Here is a 20084-nt window from a genome sequence, read left to right as displayed (position 1 = left end):
AATGAATGGGAGAAAAAATGTTAGGAATTATTAATGCAACGGGAAGTTTTCCTTCCTTAAAGAAAGTAACAGGGCATCGTTCATTAGCGGCGTTACCGTTTGGAGGCCGTTACCGACTCATTGATTTCATGCTTTCAAATATGGTGAATTCTAATATTCATAGCGTGGCGGTTTTTACAAGTCATAAAAATCGTTCTTTAATGGATCATGTCGGTTCAGGACAACAGTGGGATTTAGATAGAAAGCGTGATGGACTGTTTTTATTCCCACCGAACTGCCAATGTGATCATGACGAATTTGGATCTTTTGCACATTTTAGAAGACATATTGATTATTTTCTAAGAAGCAGAGAAGAATATGTTGTTATTACGAATAGCCATCTTGTAACAGCATTAAATTTTCAAGCAGTGTTAGAGCGACATATACATACGTCTGCTGATATTACTGAAGTTTGTCATGAAGGGGTTTCGCTTCAAACGTATGTGTTAAAGAAACAATTATTGCTAGACTTATTTGAGGCATATAAAGATGTGGAGCAATACAGTTTATTTGATGTAGTGAGAGAAAAGAGTGGGAAATCACTGCAGATTTCTACGTACGAGCATACAGGATATGTAGCTATTATTGATTCTATTGAAAGTTACTATAAACATAGTCTAGAAATTTTGAAGCCTTCTATTTGGAAGGAATTATTTAAGAAAGAAGCACCAATCTTTACGAAAGTAAAAGATGAGCCACCAACTCGTTATATGAAGGGTGCAGTAGTGAAAAATACGATGATTGCAAACGGCAGTATTATTGAAGGTGAAGTAGAAAATAGTGTTGTCTCCCGTTCTGTTAAAATTGGAAAAGGTTCAATTGTTCGTAATAGTATTATTATGCAAAAGAGCCAAATTGGAGATAATTGCATAATAGACGGTGTTATTATTGATAAAGATGTGAAACTTGGCGACGGCGTAGTGTTAAAAGGAACTGCTGATGAGCCATATGTTGTAGAAAAAGGTAGTGTACAAAATAGTACAATCAATAGTTATTCGTAAATAGCAGGTCATAATTAGTGGGGGATTTAAAAAACCCCCACTAATTAAGGTTTTATTCTATATGAAAACTTGAAGGGAGGAAGCTGTAAGAAGAGCGATTTATGATGTATACGCTTTTCGTGCAGTGGGACAACAGGTGAATATTTTATTTGCAGTATCAGAATGTGTACCGTTTATTAAATCCGGAGGCTTAGCCGATGTAGCAGGAGCGCTCCCAAAGGAATTAAAAAAATTAGGAGTGAATGTTCGCATTATACTTCCAAACTACAGTCTTATCCCGAAAGAGTTGAGAGAAGGATGTACGCTTCATAAAGTAATTAACGTTCCTCTTGGGTGGAGAAACCAATATTGCGGGATTTTAAAAGGTGAGCAGGATGGGATTACGTATTACTTAATAGATAATGAATATTATTTTAAGAGAGATTCTCTATATGGCCATTATGATGATGGAGAGCGTTTTTCTTATTTTTCAAAAGCAGTTTTAGAGTGTATTCCGCATCTTGATTTCGAAGTAGATGTTCTTCATAGCCATGATTGGCATACAGCTATGGTGAATTTCTTACTTCGTGAAAAGTATCAAGATAACCCGTTATATGAGCATATTAAAACGGTATATACGATTCATAACTTGCAGTTCCAAGGTGTATTTCCTCCTGAAGTGATGTACGACTTACTGGAGCTTGGTCATGAATATTTTCATAATGAACAGCTTGAGTTTTATGGAAACGTGAACTTTATGAAAGGCGGTATTATCGCATCTGACCAAATTACAGCGGTTAGCCCGACATATAAAGAAGAGATTCAATATGAGTTTTTCGGTGAGAAGTTAGATGGATTGCTACGAAAATATAATGATAAGCTTAGTGGCATTGTAAATGGAATTGATACGAGCGTATATAATCCAGAAACAGATCCATATATTACGGCTCAGTATAGTGCAGAGTCGCTAGATGAAAAGAATGAAAATAAACGCGCATTGCAGCGTTATTTTGGTTTACCAGAAAAAGAAGATACACCAGTTATTTCGATGGTAACACGATTAACGAAGCAAAAGGGGCTTGATCTAGTACGTACTGTATTCCGTGAAATAATGGAAGAAGATGTACAATGTATTATTTTGGGGTCAGGTGATTCTGAATACGAGCAGTTCTTTGAATGGATGGCATACGAGTATCCAGAAAAGGTAAAAGTATATATTGGATTTAATGAAGCGTTAGCGCACCAAGTGTACGCGGGAAGCGATTTATTTTTAATGCCATCGCTGTTTGAACCGTGTGGACTTGGACAACTTATTGCGCTAGCATATGGCACGATTCCAATTGTAAGAGAGACAGGCGGATTAAATGACACTGTACATTCTTACGATGAGGAAACTGGAATTGGGAATGGCTTTAGCTTTACGAATTTTAATGCGCATGACATGTTACATACGATTCTTCGTGCAATTGAGTTTTATCAAGATAAACCGGTATGGGATAAGCTTGTAAAGCAAGCGATGACTGAAGATTATAGCTGGGGGAAATCGGCTCTTGCATACAAGAAATTGTATAAAAGTCTCATGGAATAACATTCAGGTGGTGAAAAAATGTTTACTCATGTTGAAAGCTTCAAATCCGCTTTTCTAGAAAAATTAGAAACGATGTATGGGAAAAGTTTCAAAGATTCTACAACTCGTGATCAGTATAATACGCTCGGTCATATGGTACGTGAGTATATGAATAGTCAGTGGATTGCAACGAATGAAAGTTATCGTTCTGGAGATCAAAAGCAAATGTATTATTTATCCATTGAGTTTTTACTTGGGCGTTTGCTTGGCAGTAATATATTAAATTTAGGCATTCGAGATGTATGCGAAAAAGGACTTTTTGAACTTGGAATTTCTTTGCAAGAGTTAGAAGAGATTGAAGCAGATGCTGGCCTTGGTAACGGTGGGCTTGGACGTTTAGCAGCCTGTTTCCTCGATTCACTCGCTTCTTTAAACTTACCAGGACATGGCTGTGGTATTCGTTATAAGCATGGTCTGTTTGATCAAAAAATTGTTGATGGCTATCAAGTAGAATTTCCAGAACAGTGGCTTCTTCATGAAAACGTTTGGGAAGTAAGAAGGTATGATCAAGCCGTAGAAGTAAGTTATTTTGGCAACGTTGAACCACTAGAAATTGATGGACGTTTAGAGTTCAGGCATACAAATGCCGAAGTTATTATGGCAGTACCATACGACGTTCCAGTTGTAGGGTATGAAACAAGTACTGTGAATACGCTTCGGCTTTGGAATGCGGAGCCAGTTCCTTTTCCGCAAAATTGTAAAGATATTTTGAAATATAAGCGTGAAACAGAGGCCGTATCGGAGTTTTTATATCCAGATGATACGCATGATGAGGGGAAAATACTTCGTTTAAAACAACAGTATTTCCTCGTATCAGCAAGTTTGCAAAATATCGTTCGTATGCATAGGGAGAGACACGGTAGTCTTCGTCAGTTACATGAAAAAATTGCGATTCATATAAACGATACACATCCGGTTCTAGCAATTCCAGAACTTATGCGTATTTTATTAGACGAAGAAAAATTGACATGGGAAGAAGCTTGGCGCATAACAACGCAGACGATTTCCTATACGAATCATACGACGTTATCAGAAGCGCTTGAGAAATGGCCAATTCACATTTTTAAACCGTTATTACCGAGAATTTATATGATTATTGAAGAAATTAATGAACGTTTCTGTCATGAGCTTTGGAACCGTTATTCGTACGATTGGAAGCGTATTGAGGACATGGCCATTATTGCGCATGACCTTGTGAAAATGGCTCATTTAGCGATTGTTGGTAGCCATAGCGTTAACGGTGTGGCGAAAATTCATACAGAAATTTTAAAGCAGCGTGAAATGCGATTGTTCTATGAATTTTATCCAGATAAGTTTAATAATAAAACGAATGGAATTGCTCATAGGCGCTGGCTAATGAAGGCGAATCCGCAGCTGACGAATCTTATTTCGGAAGCGATTGGGGAAGAGTGGAAGAAAGAGCCGATTAAGCTGCAAGCGTTGCAAAACTTCATACATGATACTAGTTTTCAAGAAAAGCTTGCAGGGGTAAAACAAGAGCGTAAGATTATTTTAGCGGAGCGCATTCATAATAAAATGGGGATCACTATTGATCCAAATTCTATTTTTGATGTACAAGTGAAAAGGTTACATGCCTATAAACGACAGTTATTAAATGTTCTTCATATTTTGTACTTGTATAACCGTTTAAAAGAGGATACTAGTTTTTCATTTTACCCGCGTACTTTTATTTTTGGAGCGAAAGCATCACCTGGCTATTATTATGCGAAGAAAATTATTAAATTAATAAATGAGCTTGCAAGAAAAGTGAATACCGATCCGTACGTAAGTCAATTTATGAAAGTTATCTTTCTAGAAAACTACCGAGTTTCTTTAGCGGAAGATGTATTCCCAGCGGCAGATGTAAGTGAACAAATTTCAACTGCGAGTAAAGAAGCGTCAGGAACAGGTAACATGAAATTTATGATGAATGGTGCAATTACACTCGGAACGTTAGACGGAGCTAATATTGAAATAAAAGATCGGGTCGGTGATGATGCCTGCTTCATTTTCGGCTTAACGGCGGATGAGGTTCTTCATTATTACCAAAATGGCGGATATCGTGCAAGTGACTATTATCATCACAATATGCACATTAAAAAAGTAGTCGATCAGTTAACGAATGGTTTCTTTGCACAATCGGGAGCTGAATTTGAAGCGATTTATGATTCCCTCGTTATTCAAAATGATGAATACTTTGTTCTTCGAGATTTTAGCCCATATGCTGAAAGACAAGAAGCTGTTGGAAGGGCCTATGAAAATAGGAAGAAATGGCTGGAAATGTCGATTTTGAACATTGCACAATCTGGGCATTTTGCGAGTGATCGAACAATTTTGCAGTACAGTAATGAAATTTGGGGTATTGGTAATACTGTTAAACTTTTTTAGATAAAAGCCCCTTTTGAAGGGGCTTTTATTTATTCACTTTTAAAACAGGGATACGCTTGCTTAGAAAAATAAAACGAGCTTAATGAGATTAAGCTCGTTTTATTTATTTTGCTTAAGAAAGGTAAGGCATGAATGTATATATTATACCTGTTCCGCCATATTCCCCTGTCGCAAAGTATGAAAATGTAAAGAAACCCGTAAACGAAAAAATTATAATGAGAAAAATTGTAAAGAAAAATTTTAGCATGTAAGGTCCCCTCATCCGAAAGTAATTTCATAGATTATTATAGTATACAAATATTTAATTTCCAATTGTTTACTGGTTAAAAATGAGAGGTCAGACATGTTTTGTATGTTGTAATGGAATGATTATTCGTAATGGATTTTGTGTTTTTCGTAAATGTCATGTTGTGATGGACGTGTGCATATTCCCAATCACGATCATTAAAATTTATGTTTCGGGGAGGGAGAAGTGGAACGACATCGAATAAGTTGACAAAACGAAAGCTACTAGCTACTTGCAGTTTATAATAATTTCGAAAGGCGATATCTCCAACTTTTGGAGAGGCAAATGTATAAAGACCGTACTGTGCGAAGGCAGTATTTATACGTGCATCTAGTATGTGTAGTGTAGCGAGTGCACCTCCTAAGCTATGGCCTGTTGCAAGAAGTTTTTTATGGGCTGGTAGCGATACGAGCATATCCATAATAGGATCCCGGCAAGATTCATAAATTGAAAGAAAGCCGTTATGAACATTTCCGCTATTTAAAGCATATGGGTATGGCCTTTGGTTGACGAGTGAATCGATAATCCAATCTGTATCTGTTTGTGTGCCCCTAAAAGCTACAATAATTGTATCTTCAGATTCTAATATGAACCCAAACCATTCCATCGTTTGAATCGCTTTTCCTTGAAAGCCTTGTACATATTGGAATCCATCAGGTATTTCAAAAATCCCATTTTGCTTATATTGTTCATACGTTAGATCGCAGCAAGAAGCTAATAATATGGCAGTATCTTTATCAAAGGATAAAGGAGTACGCATCAAGAAAGCCCTCCTTAAGAAAAGGTATAGTTCAATATATGCAGTGAGGGACTTGATTCATTCTTTTTGAAAAAAGGCTTGAACCTACAGTTACGTGAGGGAGTATGATTTTTGTAAACATATTGTTAGGAGGAGTGTAGGATGAGCAAAAAAGAAGTTTATTCAATTGGTGAGTTTTCAAAGAGAACGGGCACATCGATACGTACACTGCAATATTACAATGAGATTGGATTACTTAATCCAGAAAAAAATATTAGCTCTGGCCACCGCGCATATAGAGGGAAAGATATTTTAACATTACAAAAGATAGTGAGTTTGAAGCTTTTAGGATATAGTCTAGATGAAATACGTTGTATGTTTGGTATGCCGAGTTTAAATATGAGCTTAAAGGAAACGTTGCAAAATCAGAAAAGAGCTTTCGAAGAGAAAAAGAGACAGCTTGAGGTTTCCATGAAGGCAATTGAACGAACAATTTTATTGCTTGAGGAAGATGAACAGGTAGATAGTGACATATTAATAAGTTTAATTAGTAGCATCCAAAAAGAAAACGAACAACGATTATGGCTCGAGGAATCCATACCGAGGGAAATGATTGAGGAATTATATAATAAACATGAGGAAGGGATGATAGAACTAGATAAAGAGTTTGTCCGCTTAGCAAAAGAAGTAAAAAGGTTATTTGGAAAACCAATCGATGACCCAGAAGTACAAAATCTTGTGGATCAACATATGAAAGCAACCTTTAAGTATGTTGGTGAAGAGGCAATGTACTCTTTAAGTAAATTAGAGAGTGTAGAAGAACGATATAATAATATGATGCCGTCCCCTTATACGGAGGAAGAAGAGGCATGGCTCAATAAAGCGATGGAATACTACATGATCCAAAATGGTTTGTATAGTCCACCTAAATAAAAAGCGCCCCATAAGGGCACTTTTTACTCTTTTCCATCTAAAAGACGACCAAGTCCACCTAAAACGCTGCCTTCACCGCTGCTTTGAGCTGCTGGGCTTGTAAGACGAGCTGCTAAGCGACTAAGTGTTAAGGACTGAATCCAAACCGTTCCAGGACCTTCTAGCGTAGCGAAGAATAAACCTTCGCCGCCAAATAGAGCTGTTTTTACTTTTCCAACGAACTCGACATCATAATTAACGTCTTTTGTCATTGCAACGAGACAACCTGTATCAATGCGAAGCTTTTCACCAGGTTTTAATTCACGTTTATATACAGTTCCGCCAGCGTGCATGAAAGCAAGTCCATCACCTTCAAGTTTCTGCATGATGAAACCTTCACCACCGAAGAAACCACTGCCTATTTTTTTCGTAAATTCAATACCGATAGAAACACCTTTTGCAGCGCAGAGAAATGCATCTTTTTGACAAACAACTTTTCCTTGATATTCTGTTAAATCAACTGGAACAATCTTTCCTGGATAAGGTGCAGCGAATGATACGTGACGTTTGCCATGGCCCGTATTTGTAAATACAGTCATAAACATGCTTTCACCTGTAACGAGACGTTTACCTGCGCCCATTAATTTACCGAATAGACCACCAGATGGTCCAGAACCATCACCGAAAATCGTTTCCATTTCGATATGATCTTCCATCATCATCATTGCGCCAGCTTCTGCGATAACGCTTTCTTCTGGATCTAATTCAATTTCAACAAACTGCATATCATCGCCATATAATTTATATTCGATTTCATGTGCTTGCATTTTTTCACCTCATCATATGTAGTAATTATATTGTACCGAAATTAAAAGAATTAGAATACTGTAGTTTTGTTAATTGTTGAATAAAAATTTAAGTATACTAGGATTATAAAAAACGATAGGGTGAAAGTGTTCTCATTTGACGTTTTCGATATAGCATGATATAGTGAAAACACTATTGAGCTACATAATGTGGTACGGAAATAAAGCACGTTGTATTAAAGGCTGTAAGCTTGTTATACATTCATGTCCTTTATATCCACCTTTTCATGTGGATTCATAGTTTCATTTTTATTTAGGAGGTACATGACATGCAAACAGGTAAAGTTAAATGGTTTAACGGCGAAAAAGGTTTTGGCTTCATCGAAGTTGAAGGCGGAGAAGACGTATTCGTACATTTCTCAGCTATTCAAGGCGACGGCTTCAAAACTTTAGAAGAAGGTCAAGAAGTTTCTTTCGAAATCGTTGATGGAAACCGCGGACCACAAGCAGCTAACGTTACAAAAAACTAATTAGCTAGCGAAAAAAAGCATTCCGAATTTCGGAATGCTTTTTTTATGCTTTAGAACCAGACTCATCTGAAGATAATTCACCTTTAAAGGTGCGTTCTTCAAAGTCATCGAGCATTTGTTCATACTCTTCATGTTCTTCTGTAGCGAAAACTTGCGGATTTTTCCCATACATATCCGTACCGATAAAGTTTTCAAAATCCTCTACGTAGCCTACGTTTTCCTCACTATTTACGTACATGCCATTATAGTTTTTTGAATCTTGTCTTTCTAAATCAGACGGTGTTTCGGACGTTCCGTAATTTGCGACATCTTGCCAAGCGTCTTCCGCATCGTACTCAACAGAATGATCTTCATCGTGCTTGTGGAAAGAAGGAGCTAACACTTCTTCTTCAACTGGTCGCGTTTCCATATTTAATTTATTTGTCGCGTGCTGAATGCATGTTGTAGCAGTTGGCATTGCTTCTAATCTTTCAAACGGAATTTCCTCACCAGACACTTCACAAATACCGTACGTACCAGCTTCTATTTTTTGCAGGGCATGTTTCGTATCTTCTAGCTGTTTATGCCAAAATTCGATGAGCCCGAAATCTTTCTCACGTTCGTACAATTCTGTAGCCATATCACCTGGATGGTTGTCATAGCTAGACAATTCTCCTACTGAATCACGTTCAGAAGCACGATCTGTATTCTCATGAGTTTGTATTGTTTGTTCGACTTCTAGCTGTTGTTTTTCTAAAATAGATTTAAATTGATTTATTTGTTGTGGAGTTAACATAGTCGTCCACCTTCCTACAATTCAGTTTCTTTACATAGTATGAGCGTTGGAGGTGGGAATTATGAGGTGAATTTTGGCTGAAAAGTTGGTATATGAAAAAAGAGCTGCATAAGCAGCTCCTTTCTATCCCGCTATTTGCGGACAGTAAAACTCCCACCTTAAAATTCGGCTGGAGCAAAGAAGTTAGGTGGAAGCCCTGCTGCCCGTAAACGCCCGATTGGTGAAGGCTAATAATCAGTGGGGATGAAGAAAATCTCCACTGATTAAAGTTTCACTTTATAGGAAATATCCAAGTAGTAATCCGATTCCCATTAGGAGACCGAAAATTGTATTTGTTTTTGCTGTCGAAATCATCGCAGGTACCATTTCCATTGGAATGCTTTTGCCGATAAAGCCCTTCGTTGCTTTAAATGCTTTCGGAGCACTTAAAAATACGATAAGCATCCATGGTGATACGATGTTAACGATAATTAAAGCGATCGTCCAAATGTAGGCAACGATAAACATAGAAGCGAGAACACCAACGGCTCTTTCGCGTCCAACGAGAATCGCTAGCGTTTTACGACCATTTTCTTTATCGCCATCTAAGTCACGAATATTGTTAGATAGTAAAATCGCACCAATTAAAATGGAGCTTGGAATAGATAATAAAATTACTTCCGATGTTACTGTTCCTGTTTGAATAAAGAATGAAATACCAATAATAATGATACCCATAAATAATCCTGCTGTAAGTTCTCCAAATGGTGTATACGCAATTGGAATTGGACCACCTGTGTAAAGGTAAGCAACGGCCATACAAACAAGACCGATTGCAGCAAGCCACCAGCTAGAGTTCATACAAATATAAACACCTAATAGCGTTGCGATGCCTAAAAATCCGAATGCTAAGTTAAGCACTGTTTTTGGCTGAATGCCATCGCGGACGATAGCACCGCCAATTCCAACTGAACCTTCATGATCGAGTCCTCTTTTATAATCAAAGTATTCATTAAACATGTTCGTTGCTGCTTGAATGAGAAGGCAAGCAAGAAGCATCATAAAGAAAAGAGGAAGATGTATTTGATTTATACCTCCGACCTGTATTGCATAAGCTGTTCCGATGAAAACAGGAACGAAAGCTGCTGTTAATGTATGGGGACGTAATAAACTCCACCAAATGCGCCAGCCTGTTTGTTTACTTGGCTTTTGCGCTGTAGGAGAGGAATTCGTTTCGACGTTCATTTCCATGTTGAATCCTCCTTAGGTCACATATTGTACACAATTAAGTGTAGAAAAAGCATCATTTAGTGTCAACGTTTATTTTCTAGGAAGAGAAGGTGAATTTCTCAGAAATGCTAAACGTTGACAGGCCTTTCCTTTGAGGTGTATCTTAAAATCAAGCGTAATTATGACTATTTTTCGCCCATAGGGGGGAGACAATTGTGATTCAAACGAAACAAAAAGGCTTACAAGAAGTTCTTGTTACAGCTATTAAGCGTGCGACTGATGAAAAAACATTAGTTAGTTTTGTAAAACAAATAGATTGGGTGGATCCACTTCTGTTTTATGCAGCAGGAAAAAGGATTGCATTCGAAAATAGATGTTATTTTGCAGACCCAGCTCAGCATGTAATATTTGCTGGAATTGGCTCTGTTTTCACTATAGCAAATTCGTCTCACAAACGCTTTCAAACTGCTCGTGACGAGTGGGATAAAGTAAAAGAAAAAGCATTCGTGCAAAGAGAAGGATATGAATTTGGAACAGGTCCTCTTTTATTTGGTGGATTTTCATTTGACCAAGAAAAAGAAAAAACGGATCTTTGGAAAGAATTTGATGATACCACATTTTCACTACCAGCATTTTTATTAACTGTAAAAAATGAAAAAGCGTGGTTAACTATTAATCAGTTCGTTTCAGCTGAAGATTGTGCAGAAACTCTTTATAACGAAATTATTTCTGTAGAAGAGAGAATTTTACAAGAGAGTAAATGTGCGCTAGAAGGATCAAAATTAACAGTTACTTCTAAAGTAGAAGTTGATCCGAAGGGCTGGATGAATGCAATCGGAAAAGTGCAGGATGAAATGAAGCAAGGGAACGTGCAGAAGGTTGTATTAGCAAGGGAGCTAAAATTAACGATGGATCAGCATATTGATTCCGTTCTTGTTTTAGAAGCACTTCGCATTGGGCAACCGGATTGTTACGTATTTTCTTTTGATTATAAAGGAGCATGCTTCTTAGGGGCGACACCTGAGCGATTGATTCGAAAAGAAGGCGAGAAGTTTACATCGATGTGCCTTGCTGGTTCAATTGGTCATGGCAATTCTATAGAAGAAAGTAAACAAAATGGTGAGACGCTTCTTCATGATGAAAAGAATTTGGCTGAACACGGTTATGTAGTTAACATGATTCGAGGCGTGCTAAGTGAGCATTGCGAATCTGTTAATATTCCGGAGAGCCCAGGCTTATTAACGACGAAAAATTTAATCCATTTATATACGCCAGTAGAAGCAAAAGGTGATGCTAGTCTTTTAACGATGGTAGAAGAATTACATCCAACACCAGCTCTTGGTGGTACACCTCGTCATGAAGCGTTAAAATTAATCCGTGATGTAGAGCTTTTAGATAGAGGATTATATGGTGCACCAATTGGCTTTATAGATGATGAAGGAAATGGTGAATTTGCGGTTGCACTTCGCTGCGGATTATTAAATGGCGAGAAAGCATCCTTATTTGCCGGCTGTGGTATCGTAATTGATTCAGTAGCGCAGCTTGAATATGAAGAAACAAGTTTGAAGTTTAGACCGATGCTTGGTGCTTTGGAGGAATTAATGAAATGAACAATCATATAGAAGCATTATCATATTATTTAGGCGCGTTCGTGGACGAACTGACGCGTCTAGATGTATGTGATGTTGTCATTAGTCCAGGCTCACGGTCAACGCCGATTGCTTTACTAATGGAACAACATGAAGGAATGAACACATATTTACACGTAGATGAAAGATCAGCGGGATTTTTTGCGCTCGGTATCGCAAAAGCGAAGAAGCGTCCAGTAGCATTATTATGTACATCAGGAACGGCAGCAGCGAATTATTATCCAGCTGTATGTGAAGCTTTTCATTCACGAGTACCACTTATCGTCTTAACAGCGGATAGACCGCATGAATTAAGAGATGTGGGTGCACCACAGGCGATGAATCAATTCAATTTATACGGTACTTTTGTGAAGCAATTTACAGAGATGGCACTTCCGGAAGCGAGTGAAGCGATGTATCATTACGCGCGTATGACGACGCAACGTACGATAGCAAGTGCTTGTTTAGCGCCGCAAGGACCTGTTCATCTTAATTTTCCAGTTCGCGAGCCATTAATTCCAGATTTCTCATTAGAAAGTTTATGGGATAAAGGGCGTGGTGAATATACAGGAGTAGTTCAGCAGGGGAACGTGATGATGCCGAGTGAATATGTAACTTCTCTTGTAGGGCGCCTTTCACATATGGAAAAGGGGCTTATTATTTGTGGAGATGATAGTCATTCAGAAATTGCAGCATTGGCGGCGGAACTAGCTGAAAAAACTGGATATCCAATATTAGCGGATCCACTTTCTAATATTCGTAGCGGACATCACGATAAAACGATGGTGATCGACTGTTACGATACATTTTTACGAAATGAACTGTTAAAAGAAACGTGGAAACCGGAAGTTTTAATTCGCTTTGGTGGTATGCCTATCTCTAAAGCATTAACACAGTTTATAAAAAAGCAAACGAAAGCTGTTCATATCGTTGTCGATGAATCTGGACAATGGAGAGATCCAGCTCTTGTTGCGACAGAAGTTGTACAAGCTAGTGACATTGGATTTTGCAGGGCATTAATAGATAAAATGCCAATTATGAAAAAGAATGATTGGTTCGGAATGTGGCAACATATAAACGAAAAAACGAAGGGAACGCTTCGTGAAATGGAAACATATGAAACTGCATTTGAAGGAAAAGTCATTACGGATATTGTACGCGTATTACCAGAAGGGGCAACGTTATTTGCGAGTAATAGTATGCCAATTCGCGATACAGATTCATTTTTCTTCACGTCGGATAAAAACATTCAAGTAATGGCGAACCGCGGTGTAAATGGTATTGACGGAATCATTTCAACAGCTTTAGGAGCAAGTATTATTTGTGATCCGCTCGTATTAGTAATCGGTGATTTATCATTTTATCACGATTTAAACGGATTATTAGCTGCAAAATTACATGAATTAAATATAACGATTGTTGTTGTAAATAATGATGGTGGAGGTATTTTCTCATTCTTACCACAATACGAGAAAAAAGAACATTTCGAATCATTATTTGGAACACCAATTGGGCTTGATTACGAGCATGTTGTCAAAATGTATGGTGGTTCATTTAGCCGTGTGAACGGATGGGAGCAGTTCCGAGAAGAGGTACAAAAAGGAACGACGACAGACGGTTTACACGTTGTGGAAATTTGTACGAACCGTGATGAAAACTTAACATTGCACCGTACATTATGGGCAAAAACGATGGACGTGATTACTACATCTTTGCAAGGTGAATCACGATGAAAGTAACGCTGCAAGGTGTATCGTATGAATATGAAGTAGTCGGAAGCGGGGAACCACTTCTACTTCTTCATGGTTTTACGGGAAGTATGGAAACGTGGCGTTCTTTTATTCCTTCTTGGAGCGAGCAGTTTCAAGTCATTCTAGTAGACATTGTTGGACACGGGAAAACGGAAAGTCCTGAAGATGTGACGCATTATGATATTCAAAATGTGGCACTGCAAATGAAAGAACTACTGGATCATCTTCATATTGAAAATGCACATGTACTTGGCTATTCAATGGGTGGTAGACTTGCGATTACGATGACATGCTTATATCCAGAATATGTGCGTTCTCTTCTTTTAGAAAACTGTACAGCTGGACTTGAGAGTGAGGAAGAGCGAAAAGAACGCCGGGAAAAAGATGAACGACTTGCCGATAAGATTGAGCAAGAAGGCACCCGAAGTTTTGTATCGATGTGGGAAAATATTCCGCTGTTTGAAACGCAAAAACGTTTAGCGCAAAACGTAAAAGAAGCGGTGCGAAGAGAACGACTTGCTAATAATCCAAAAGGACTTGCAAATAGTCTTCGCGGCATGGGAACAGGGGCTCAACCTTCATGGTGGAACGAGCTACAAAACCTAAAAATGCCTGTCCTTTTACTGAACGGGGAGCATGATGAAAAGTTCTTTCGTATATTAAAAAGCATCGGAAAATGCGTCTCTGACGCGAAATTTGTCAAAATTGATGGTGCTGGCCATGCAATTCATGTGGAACAACCGGAAAAGTTTGATACAATAGTAAAGGGATTTCTAAAAACTATGCAGTGATGCTTTTTTCAGCAAGAAGGAAGTTGCACTTATAGAGGAGATCAGAAATATACAAGGAGGTAATAGTAATGGCTATTGAATGGGTAACAGAAGGCAATTACGAAGATATTATTTATTCAACATACAATGGTATCGCAAAGATTTCGATTAACCGCCCTGAAGTACATAACGCATTCCGTCCAAAAACGGTAATGGAGTTAATCAATGCTTTTGCACACGCTCGTGATGATGCAAATGTTGGCGTTATCATTTTAACAGGTGAAGGTGGACGTGCATTCTGTTCTGGCGGCGACCAAAAAGTTCGCGGTCATGGTGGATATGTAGGTGACGACCAAATCCCACGTCTAAACGTATTAGACTTACAACGTCTAATTCGCGCAATTCCTAAACCAGTTATCGCAATGGTAGCGGGTTATGCAATCGGTGGAGGACACGTACTTCATATCGTATGTGACTTAACAATCGCTGCAGACAACGCTGTATTCGGACAAACAGGTCCTAAAGTAGGAAGCTTTGACGGTGGATACGGAGCTGGTTACTTAGCTCGTATGGTAGGCCACAAGAAAGCACGCGAAATTTGGTACCTATGTCGTCAATACAACGCGCAAGAAGCGCTTGATATGGGCTTAGTAAACACAGTAGTACCATTAGAAGAGCTTGAAGCAGAAACAGTACAATGGGCACAAGAAATTTTAGCAAACAGCCCAATGGCACTTCGTTTCCTAAAAGCTGCATTCAACGCAGACACAGACGGTCTAGCTGGTATTCAACAACTAGCTGGAGACGCAACGTTATTGTACTACACAACTGACGAAGCAAAAGAAGGTCGCGACGCGTTCAAAGAAAAACGCACTCCGGACTTCGGTCAATTCCCTCGTTTCCCTTGATCAAAAGCGGAAGCGGCTCGTTTAGAACAAGAGGGCGTTGGAACTCCTGACGTAGAGGCGTTTTTTGCCTCGTAGGAAGGCGTGAAACGACCGACTGTTCTAGCCGCTGTAGCTGGATGTGATCAAAAGCGGAAGCGGCTTGCTCATAAAGTGAGTCGCAACCAAATGATCAAACCGGAAACAAAACAACTAAGAGACTTGATGTCATATCAAGTCTCTTTCTTTCATGAAAGGAGAATGAGTGATGGAGACGATGCCGAATTGGTTAATGCAACGTGCATTTTTAACACCAGATCGCACTGCAATTGAAATAGAGGAAGAGAAAGTTACTTTTATGCAGCTGCATGAAAAAGTAGTATCTGTTTGTGAACACCTTTCGCATGTAGGGGTGAAGCGGGCGCAAAAGGTGGCTGTTCTGATGAAAAATGGTATGGAGATGATTACAGTTATTCACGCCTTATCTTACGTAGGTGCAGTAGCTGTGCTTTTAAATACACGTCTTTCAAGAGAAGAGCTACTTTGGCAAATGGATGATGCTGAAGTTGTTTGTTTAGTGACGGATCAAGATTTTGAGGCTCAAGATGTTCCTGTATATTCATTTGCTGAAGTGATGAATGGACCGAAGGCGGAAGCATCTATACAAGAAGAATTTTCTTTAGAAGAAGCGATGACAATTATTTATACGTCTGGGACGACAGGGAAACCGAAAGGCGTTATTTTAACGTACGGCAATCATTGGGCAAGCGCAGTCGGTTCCTCGCTTAATTTAGGGCTTCGTGACGATGATTGTTGGTTAGCTTGTATGCCGATGTTCCACGTTGGCGGTCTATCTCTTTTAATGAAAAACATTATGTACGGAATGCGCATTTTACTCGTTCCGAAATACGATGCTAATTTTATTCATAAAGCACTTCAAACGAGGGGCGTTACAATTATTTCTGTCGTATCAAAAATGTTAACGGATTTATTAGAACGACTTGGAGAAGGAACATATCCACCTTCTTTACGATGCATGTTACTTGGCGGAGGACCAGCGCCGAAACCACTATTAGAAACGTGTGTAGAAAAAGGAATTCCTGTATATCAAACGTACGGTATGACAGAAACGTCTTCGCAAATTTGTACGTTATCCGCAGATTACATGTTAACGAAAGTAGGATCAGCTGGAAAACCTTTATTCCAGTGCCAACTTCGTATTGAAAAAGATGGCGTAGTAGTACCGCCATTTGCGGAAGGTGAGATCGTAGTAAAAGGACCGAACGTAACAGGTGGTTACTTTAACCGTGAAGATGCGACGCGCGAAACAATTCAAAACGGATGGCTTCATACTGGTGACCTCGGTTATTTAGATGAAGAAGGATTTTTATACGTATTAGATCGCCGCAGTGATTTAATTATTTCTGGCGGAGAGAATATATATCCGGCTCAAATTGAAGAAGTGTTGCTTTCTCATCCGATGGTAGCGGAAGCAGGTGTTGTCGGTATGACTGACGATAAATGGGGACAAGTACCGGCTGCTTTTGTTGTAAAAAGTGGAGAGGTAACAGAAGAAGAAATTCTTCATTTTTGCGAGGAGAAATTAGCGAAATATAAGGTGCCGAAGAAAGCGTGTTTCTTAGAGGAATTACCACGAAACGCTTCGAAAAAATTGTTAAGACGAGAGTTAAGACAATTAGTGGAGGAGATGTAAGTGGAGATAAAAAAAGCGACACTTTATATAACGGAAATGCCACTCGTCATCCCGTTTGCGGCAAGTTATGGGACTTATGAAAGGCGTGAGAGTATTGTCATTGAATTAGAGGATACGGACGGGTACATTGGATTTGGTGAAGTCGTTGCTTTTTCTGAGCCATGGTATACGGAAGAAACGGTGAAGACAGCGCTGCATGTACTGCAAGACTTTATATTACCTGATTTATTAAAGGGTGAAATTTCTCATCCGAATGAGGTACCGGGTCTATTTCAACATATAAAAAGAAACCGAATGGCAAAGGCGGGAATTGAAGGGGCTGTTTGGGACTTATATGCGAAGCGTGAAAAGAGCTCACTTGCGACACTGCTTGGCGGAACTAGGTCTGAAATTGAAGTCGGCGTTGTGATCGGGATTAATACAATTCCGGTTATGCTAAAACAAATCGAGAAGTACGTAGAAGAAGGATACGAGCGTTTTAAAGTGAAAATAAAGCCAGAGCATGATTACGAATTATTGAAAGAAATTCGTAAAGAGTTTCCAAGCATCCCGTTAATGGCTGATGCAAATTCAGCGTATACATTAGCTGATGTAGAGAAGTTGAAACGACTAGATGAATTCCAATTAATGATGATTGAACAACCGTTAGCGGATTACGATTTTCTTGATCATGCAGAGTTGCAAAAGAAAATTGAGACATCGATTTGTTTAGATGAAAGCATCCATAGTTTAGAAGACGCGCGCGTTGCGATTACACTTGGTAGTTGCTGCATCGTTAACATTAAACCAGGACGAGTGGGCGGATTAACAGAATCCATTCAAATTCATGATTACTGCATGGAGCATAACATACCAGTTTGGTGCGGCGGTATGGTGGAGATGGGAATTTCACGAGCGCAAAATGTTGCGCTTGCTTCATTGCCAAACTTTACGATTCCAGGCGATATATCTGCCTCTAATAGGCATTGGGAGAGGGATATTATTTCGCCGGAAGTGATGCTTGAGGGCGGGAAAGTGATTGTACCGCAAAGTGTTGATGCTGAGTATGAAGTTGACCGCGGAAGATTGGAAGAAATAACGAAGCAGCGGATTGTGTTTGAAAGATGAAATAACAAAGGTTACTCTTATGAGTAGCCTTTTCTTATTGTACAAATTGGATAGACTAGTTTAAAATCGAGCGTATGAAAACGGAATGAAGTAGGGGGGCTAAAATGAAGCACATTTCAATTTTAATAGCTGATGATGAAGCGGAAATTGCTGATTTAATTGCGATACATTTAGAAAAAGAAGGGTATCATGTTGTGAAAGTAGCTGATGGAGAAGAGGCAGTTCATGTTATTGAAACGCAGCCAATCGACTTAGTGGTTTTAGATATTATGATGCCGAAAATGGATGGTTATGAGGTGACGCGTCAAATTCGCGGTAAGCATCATATGCCAATCATTTTCTTAAGTGCGAAAACATCTGATTTTGATAAGGTGACAGGTCTTGTACTAGGTGCGGATGATTATATGACGAAGCCTTTTACACCGATTGAATTAGTTGCGCGTGTAAATGCACAACTACGCCGTTTTCTTACGTTAAATCAACCGAAAGTAGAGGAGAGTAAATCTGCTTTAGAAATTGGCGGAGTTGTGATTGATCCTGAGCGCAGAACAGTAAATGTGTACGGAGAGCCAATTGAATTAACACCAAAAGAATTTGATATTTTATATTTATTAGCGAGTCATCCTAAGAAAGTGTACAGTGTGGAAAATATATTCCAGCAAGTATGGGCTGAAGGGTATTACGAAAGTGGAAATACAGTTATGGTACATATCCGTACTTTGCGGAAAAAACTTGGAGAAGATAAAAGAAAGAATAAGTTAATAAAAACAGTGTGGGGAGTAGGGTATACTTTCAATGGCTAAAAAGATGAGAAGCTTTCGCTCGAAGATGGTTATGCTATTTGCGTTAAGTATGATATTAGCTGCTGGCGTAACGTATTTAATTTATGAAGGATTACGGATCTATTATAAATTAGTAGTTCGTTATGAGGATCCTTTAGCTCAATTTCGTTCAATGGTAAGACAAATTGGGGATGTTAATTTCTTTTTAATTATTTTCATCCCTCTGTCCATTATGTTTTTCTTCTTCCTTACTAGGCCGTATTTAAAATATTTTGATGAGATTTCAAACGGAATTCATCATTTGGCGAACGGAGATTTTACAAATCAAGTGCGCGTTTCATCAAATGATGAGTTTGGATATATTGCAAGCGAAATTAATGTAGCGAGTGAGAAATTAAAGGAAGCAGTGGAACGAGGAGACTTTGCGGAAAGTAGTAAGGACCAGCTTATTGTTAACTTAGCTCACGATTTAAGAACGCCGTTAACATCTGTTTTAGGTTATTTAGACTTAATTCTTAAAGGTGAGAATTTGACGAAGGAACAAATTAAACACTTTTCCACGATTGCTTTTACGAAATCGCAAAGGCTTGAAAGCTTAATTGATGAATTATTTGAAATTACACGTATGAATTATGGCATGTTACAACTAAATAAAAAGCCAATTGATATAAGTGAGCTGCTTATACAGCTAGATGAGGAATTGTATCCGCTATTGGAGAAACATCATTTAGAAGCTAGATTGAATATTGATCCGCATTTACCGATTAACGGTGATGGAAAATTGTTAGCTAGAGTATTTGAAAACTTGTTAACAAATGCCGTTCGATACGGATATGATGGACAATTTGTTGATCTGAATGGGTATATCGATAATGGAGAAGTTGTCGTACAAGTTATTAATTACGGAGATAGCATTCCAGAAGAAGATTTACCGTATCTTTTTGATATGTTTTATACAGGTGATAAAGCTAGAACGGAGCAACAGGGTGGTACAGGCCTTGGGTTATTTATTGCGAAAAATATTGTCGAGCAGCATAATGGTACGATTTCTGCTGAGAGCAATGTAGTTAGAACGATATTTGAAGTACGATTGCCAAAAGACGTGAATTTAACAATTTAATAAAAATTTAAACTTTACCCCACTTTTTATTTTAATA

General features: G+C 38.6%; 17 protein-coding genes. 13 read left to right on the top strand and 4 right to left on the bottom strand.

All coding sequences use genetic code 11. The annotated features are described in order from the left end of the window. The first annotated feature begins 5 nt into the window (after positions 1 to 5). The 3 genes from glgD (at position 6) to glgP (ending at position 5034) form a co-directional block, all read left to right on the top strand. On the top strand, positions 6 to 1040 hold the full coding sequence (gene glgD, locus QUF93_RS25745) for a glucose-1-phosphate adenylyltransferase subunit GlgD (protein WP_289360631.1): 1035 nt from the start codon (positions 6 to 8) through the stop codon (positions 1038 to 1040). Positions 1041 to 1176: 136 nt separating this feature from the next. Beyond that, entirely contained in the window at positions 1177 to 2607 is a 1431-nt protein-coding gene (gene glgA, locus QUF93_RS25740; RefSeq protein ID WP_289360630.1) for a glycogen synthase GlgA, read from the top strand. A gap of 18 nt (positions 2608 to 2625) precedes the next feature. Beyond that, complete coding sequence (gene glgP / locus QUF93_RS25735) at positions 2626 to 5034, top strand: glycogen phosphorylase (RefSeq protein WP_289360629.1); 2409 nt, start codon at positions 2626 to 2628, stop codon at positions 5032 to 5034. A 323-nt stretch (positions 5035 to 5357) separates the two neighbouring features. Here the strand turns inward: glgP and QUF93_RS25730 are convergent, their stop codons facing one another. Then, positions 5358 to 6080 (bottom strand): lipase family protein, encoded by a 723-nt coding sequence (locus QUF93_RS25730; protein WP_002112553.1) that lies wholly within the window; start codon positions 6078 to 6080, stop codon positions 5358 to 5360. 141 nt (positions 6081 to 6221) lie between these two features. On the opposite strand from QUF93_RS25730, the gene QUF93_RS25725 reads away from it, so the two are divergent. Further along, on the top strand, positions 6222 to 6992 hold the full coding sequence (locus QUF93_RS25725; protein ID WP_289360628.1) for a MerR family transcriptional regulator: 771 nt from the start codon (positions 6222 to 6224) through the stop codon (positions 6990 to 6992). A gap of 23 nt (positions 6993 to 7015) precedes the next feature. Here the strand turns inward: QUF93_RS25725 and QUF93_RS25720 are convergent, their stop codons facing one another. Further along, positions 7016 to 7798 carry a TIGR00266 family protein gene (locus QUF93_RS25720; RefSeq protein WP_002123441.1) on the bottom strand — a complete coding sequence of 261 codons (783 nt, stop codon included), beginning with the start codon at positions 7796 to 7798 and terminating at the stop codon, positions 7016 to 7018. A 308-nt stretch (positions 7799 to 8106) separates the two neighbouring features. On the opposite strand from QUF93_RS25720, the gene cspD reads away from it, so the two are divergent. Next, positions 8107 to 8307 (top strand): cold-shock protein CspD, encoded by a 201-nt coding sequence (gene cspD / locus QUF93_RS25715; protein ID WP_001193051.1) that lies wholly within the window; start codon positions 8107 to 8109, stop codon positions 8305 to 8307. Between the two features lie 43 nt (positions 8308 to 8350). Here the strand turns inward: cspD and QUF93_RS25710 are convergent, their stop codons facing one another. Next, positions 8351 to 9082, bottom strand: a complete 732-nt coding sequence (locus QUF93_RS25710) for a yteA family sporulation protein (RefSeq protein WP_289360627.1) — start codon at positions 9080 to 9082, stop codon at positions 8351 to 8353. 276 nt (positions 9083 to 9358) lie between these two features. Next, on the bottom strand, positions 9359 to 10312 hold the full coding sequence (locus QUF93_RS25705; RefSeq protein WP_289360626.1) for a 1,4-dihydroxy-2-naphthoate polyprenyltransferase: 954 nt from the start codon (positions 10310 to 10312) through the stop codon (positions 9359 to 9361). Positions 10313 to 10506: 194 nt separating this feature from the next. On the opposite strand from QUF93_RS25705, the gene QUF93_RS25700 reads away from it, so the two are divergent. From QUF93_RS25700 to QUF93_RS25665, 8 genes are all read left to right on the top strand, one after another. After that, on the top strand, positions 10507 to 11901 hold the full coding sequence (locus tag QUF93_RS25700; RefSeq protein ID WP_289360625.1) for an isochorismate synthase: 1395 nt from the start codon (positions 10507 to 10509) through the stop codon (positions 11899 to 11901). After that, positions 11898 to 13652, top strand: a complete 1755-nt coding sequence (gene menD, locus QUF93_RS25695) for a 2-succinyl-5-enolpyruvyl-6-hydroxy-3-cyclohexene-1-carboxylic-acid synthase (protein ID WP_289360624.1) — start codon at positions 11898 to 11900, stop codon at positions 13650 to 13652. The genes QUF93_RS25700 and menD overlap by 4 nt, the downstream gene beginning before the upstream one ends. Then, positions 13649 to 14461, top strand: a complete 813-nt coding sequence (menH, locus tag QUF93_RS25690) for a 2-succinyl-6-hydroxy-2,4-cyclohexadiene-1-carboxylate synthase (protein ID WP_289360623.1) — start codon at positions 13649 to 13651, stop codon at positions 14459 to 14461. The genes menD and menH overlap by 4 nt, the downstream gene beginning before the upstream one ends. A gap of 68 nt (positions 14462 to 14529) precedes the next feature. Next, complete coding sequence (menB, locus tag QUF93_RS25685) at positions 14530 to 15348, top strand: 1,4-dihydroxy-2-naphthoyl-CoA synthase (RefSeq protein WP_000963893.1); 819 nt, start codon at positions 14530 to 14532, stop codon at positions 15346 to 15348. Between the two features lie 244 nt (positions 15349 to 15592). Then, the gene (locus QUF93_RS25680; RefSeq protein ID WP_289360622.1) at positions 15593 to 17038 is read left to right on the top strand and encodes an o-succinylbenzoate--CoA ligase; all 1446 of its coding nucleotides are present in this window, start codon (positions 15593 to 15595) and stop codon (positions 17036 to 17038) included. Further along, a complete protein-coding gene (menC, locus tag QUF93_RS25675; protein WP_289360621.1) occupies positions 17039 to 18145 on the top strand; it encodes an o-succinylbenzoate synthase in 1107 nt (368 codons plus the stop codon). 104 nt (positions 18146 to 18249) lie between these two features. After that, a complete protein-coding gene (locus QUF93_RS25670; protein ID WP_289360620.1) occupies positions 18250 to 18948 on the top strand; it encodes a response regulator transcription factor in 699 nt (232 codons plus the stop codon). Then, the gene (locus tag QUF93_RS25665) at positions 18941 to 20047 is read left to right on the top strand and encodes a sensor histidine kinase (RefSeq protein ID WP_289360619.1); all 1107 of its coding nucleotides are present in this window, start codon (positions 18941 to 18943) and stop codon (positions 20045 to 20047) included. Before QUF93_RS25670 ends, QUF93_RS25665 begins: the two co-directional genes overlap by 8 nt. The last annotated feature ends 37 nt before the right edge of the window (positions 20048 to 20084 follow it).

Source organism: Bacillus hominis (assembly GCF_030348325.1).
Taxonomy (GTDB): Bacteria; Bacillota; Bacilli; order Bacillales; family Bacillaceae_G; genus Bacillus_A; species Bacillus_A hominis.
The sequence above is the reverse complement of the archived record's forward strand: the minus strand, read 5'-3'. Positions and strand labels throughout refer to the sequence as shown.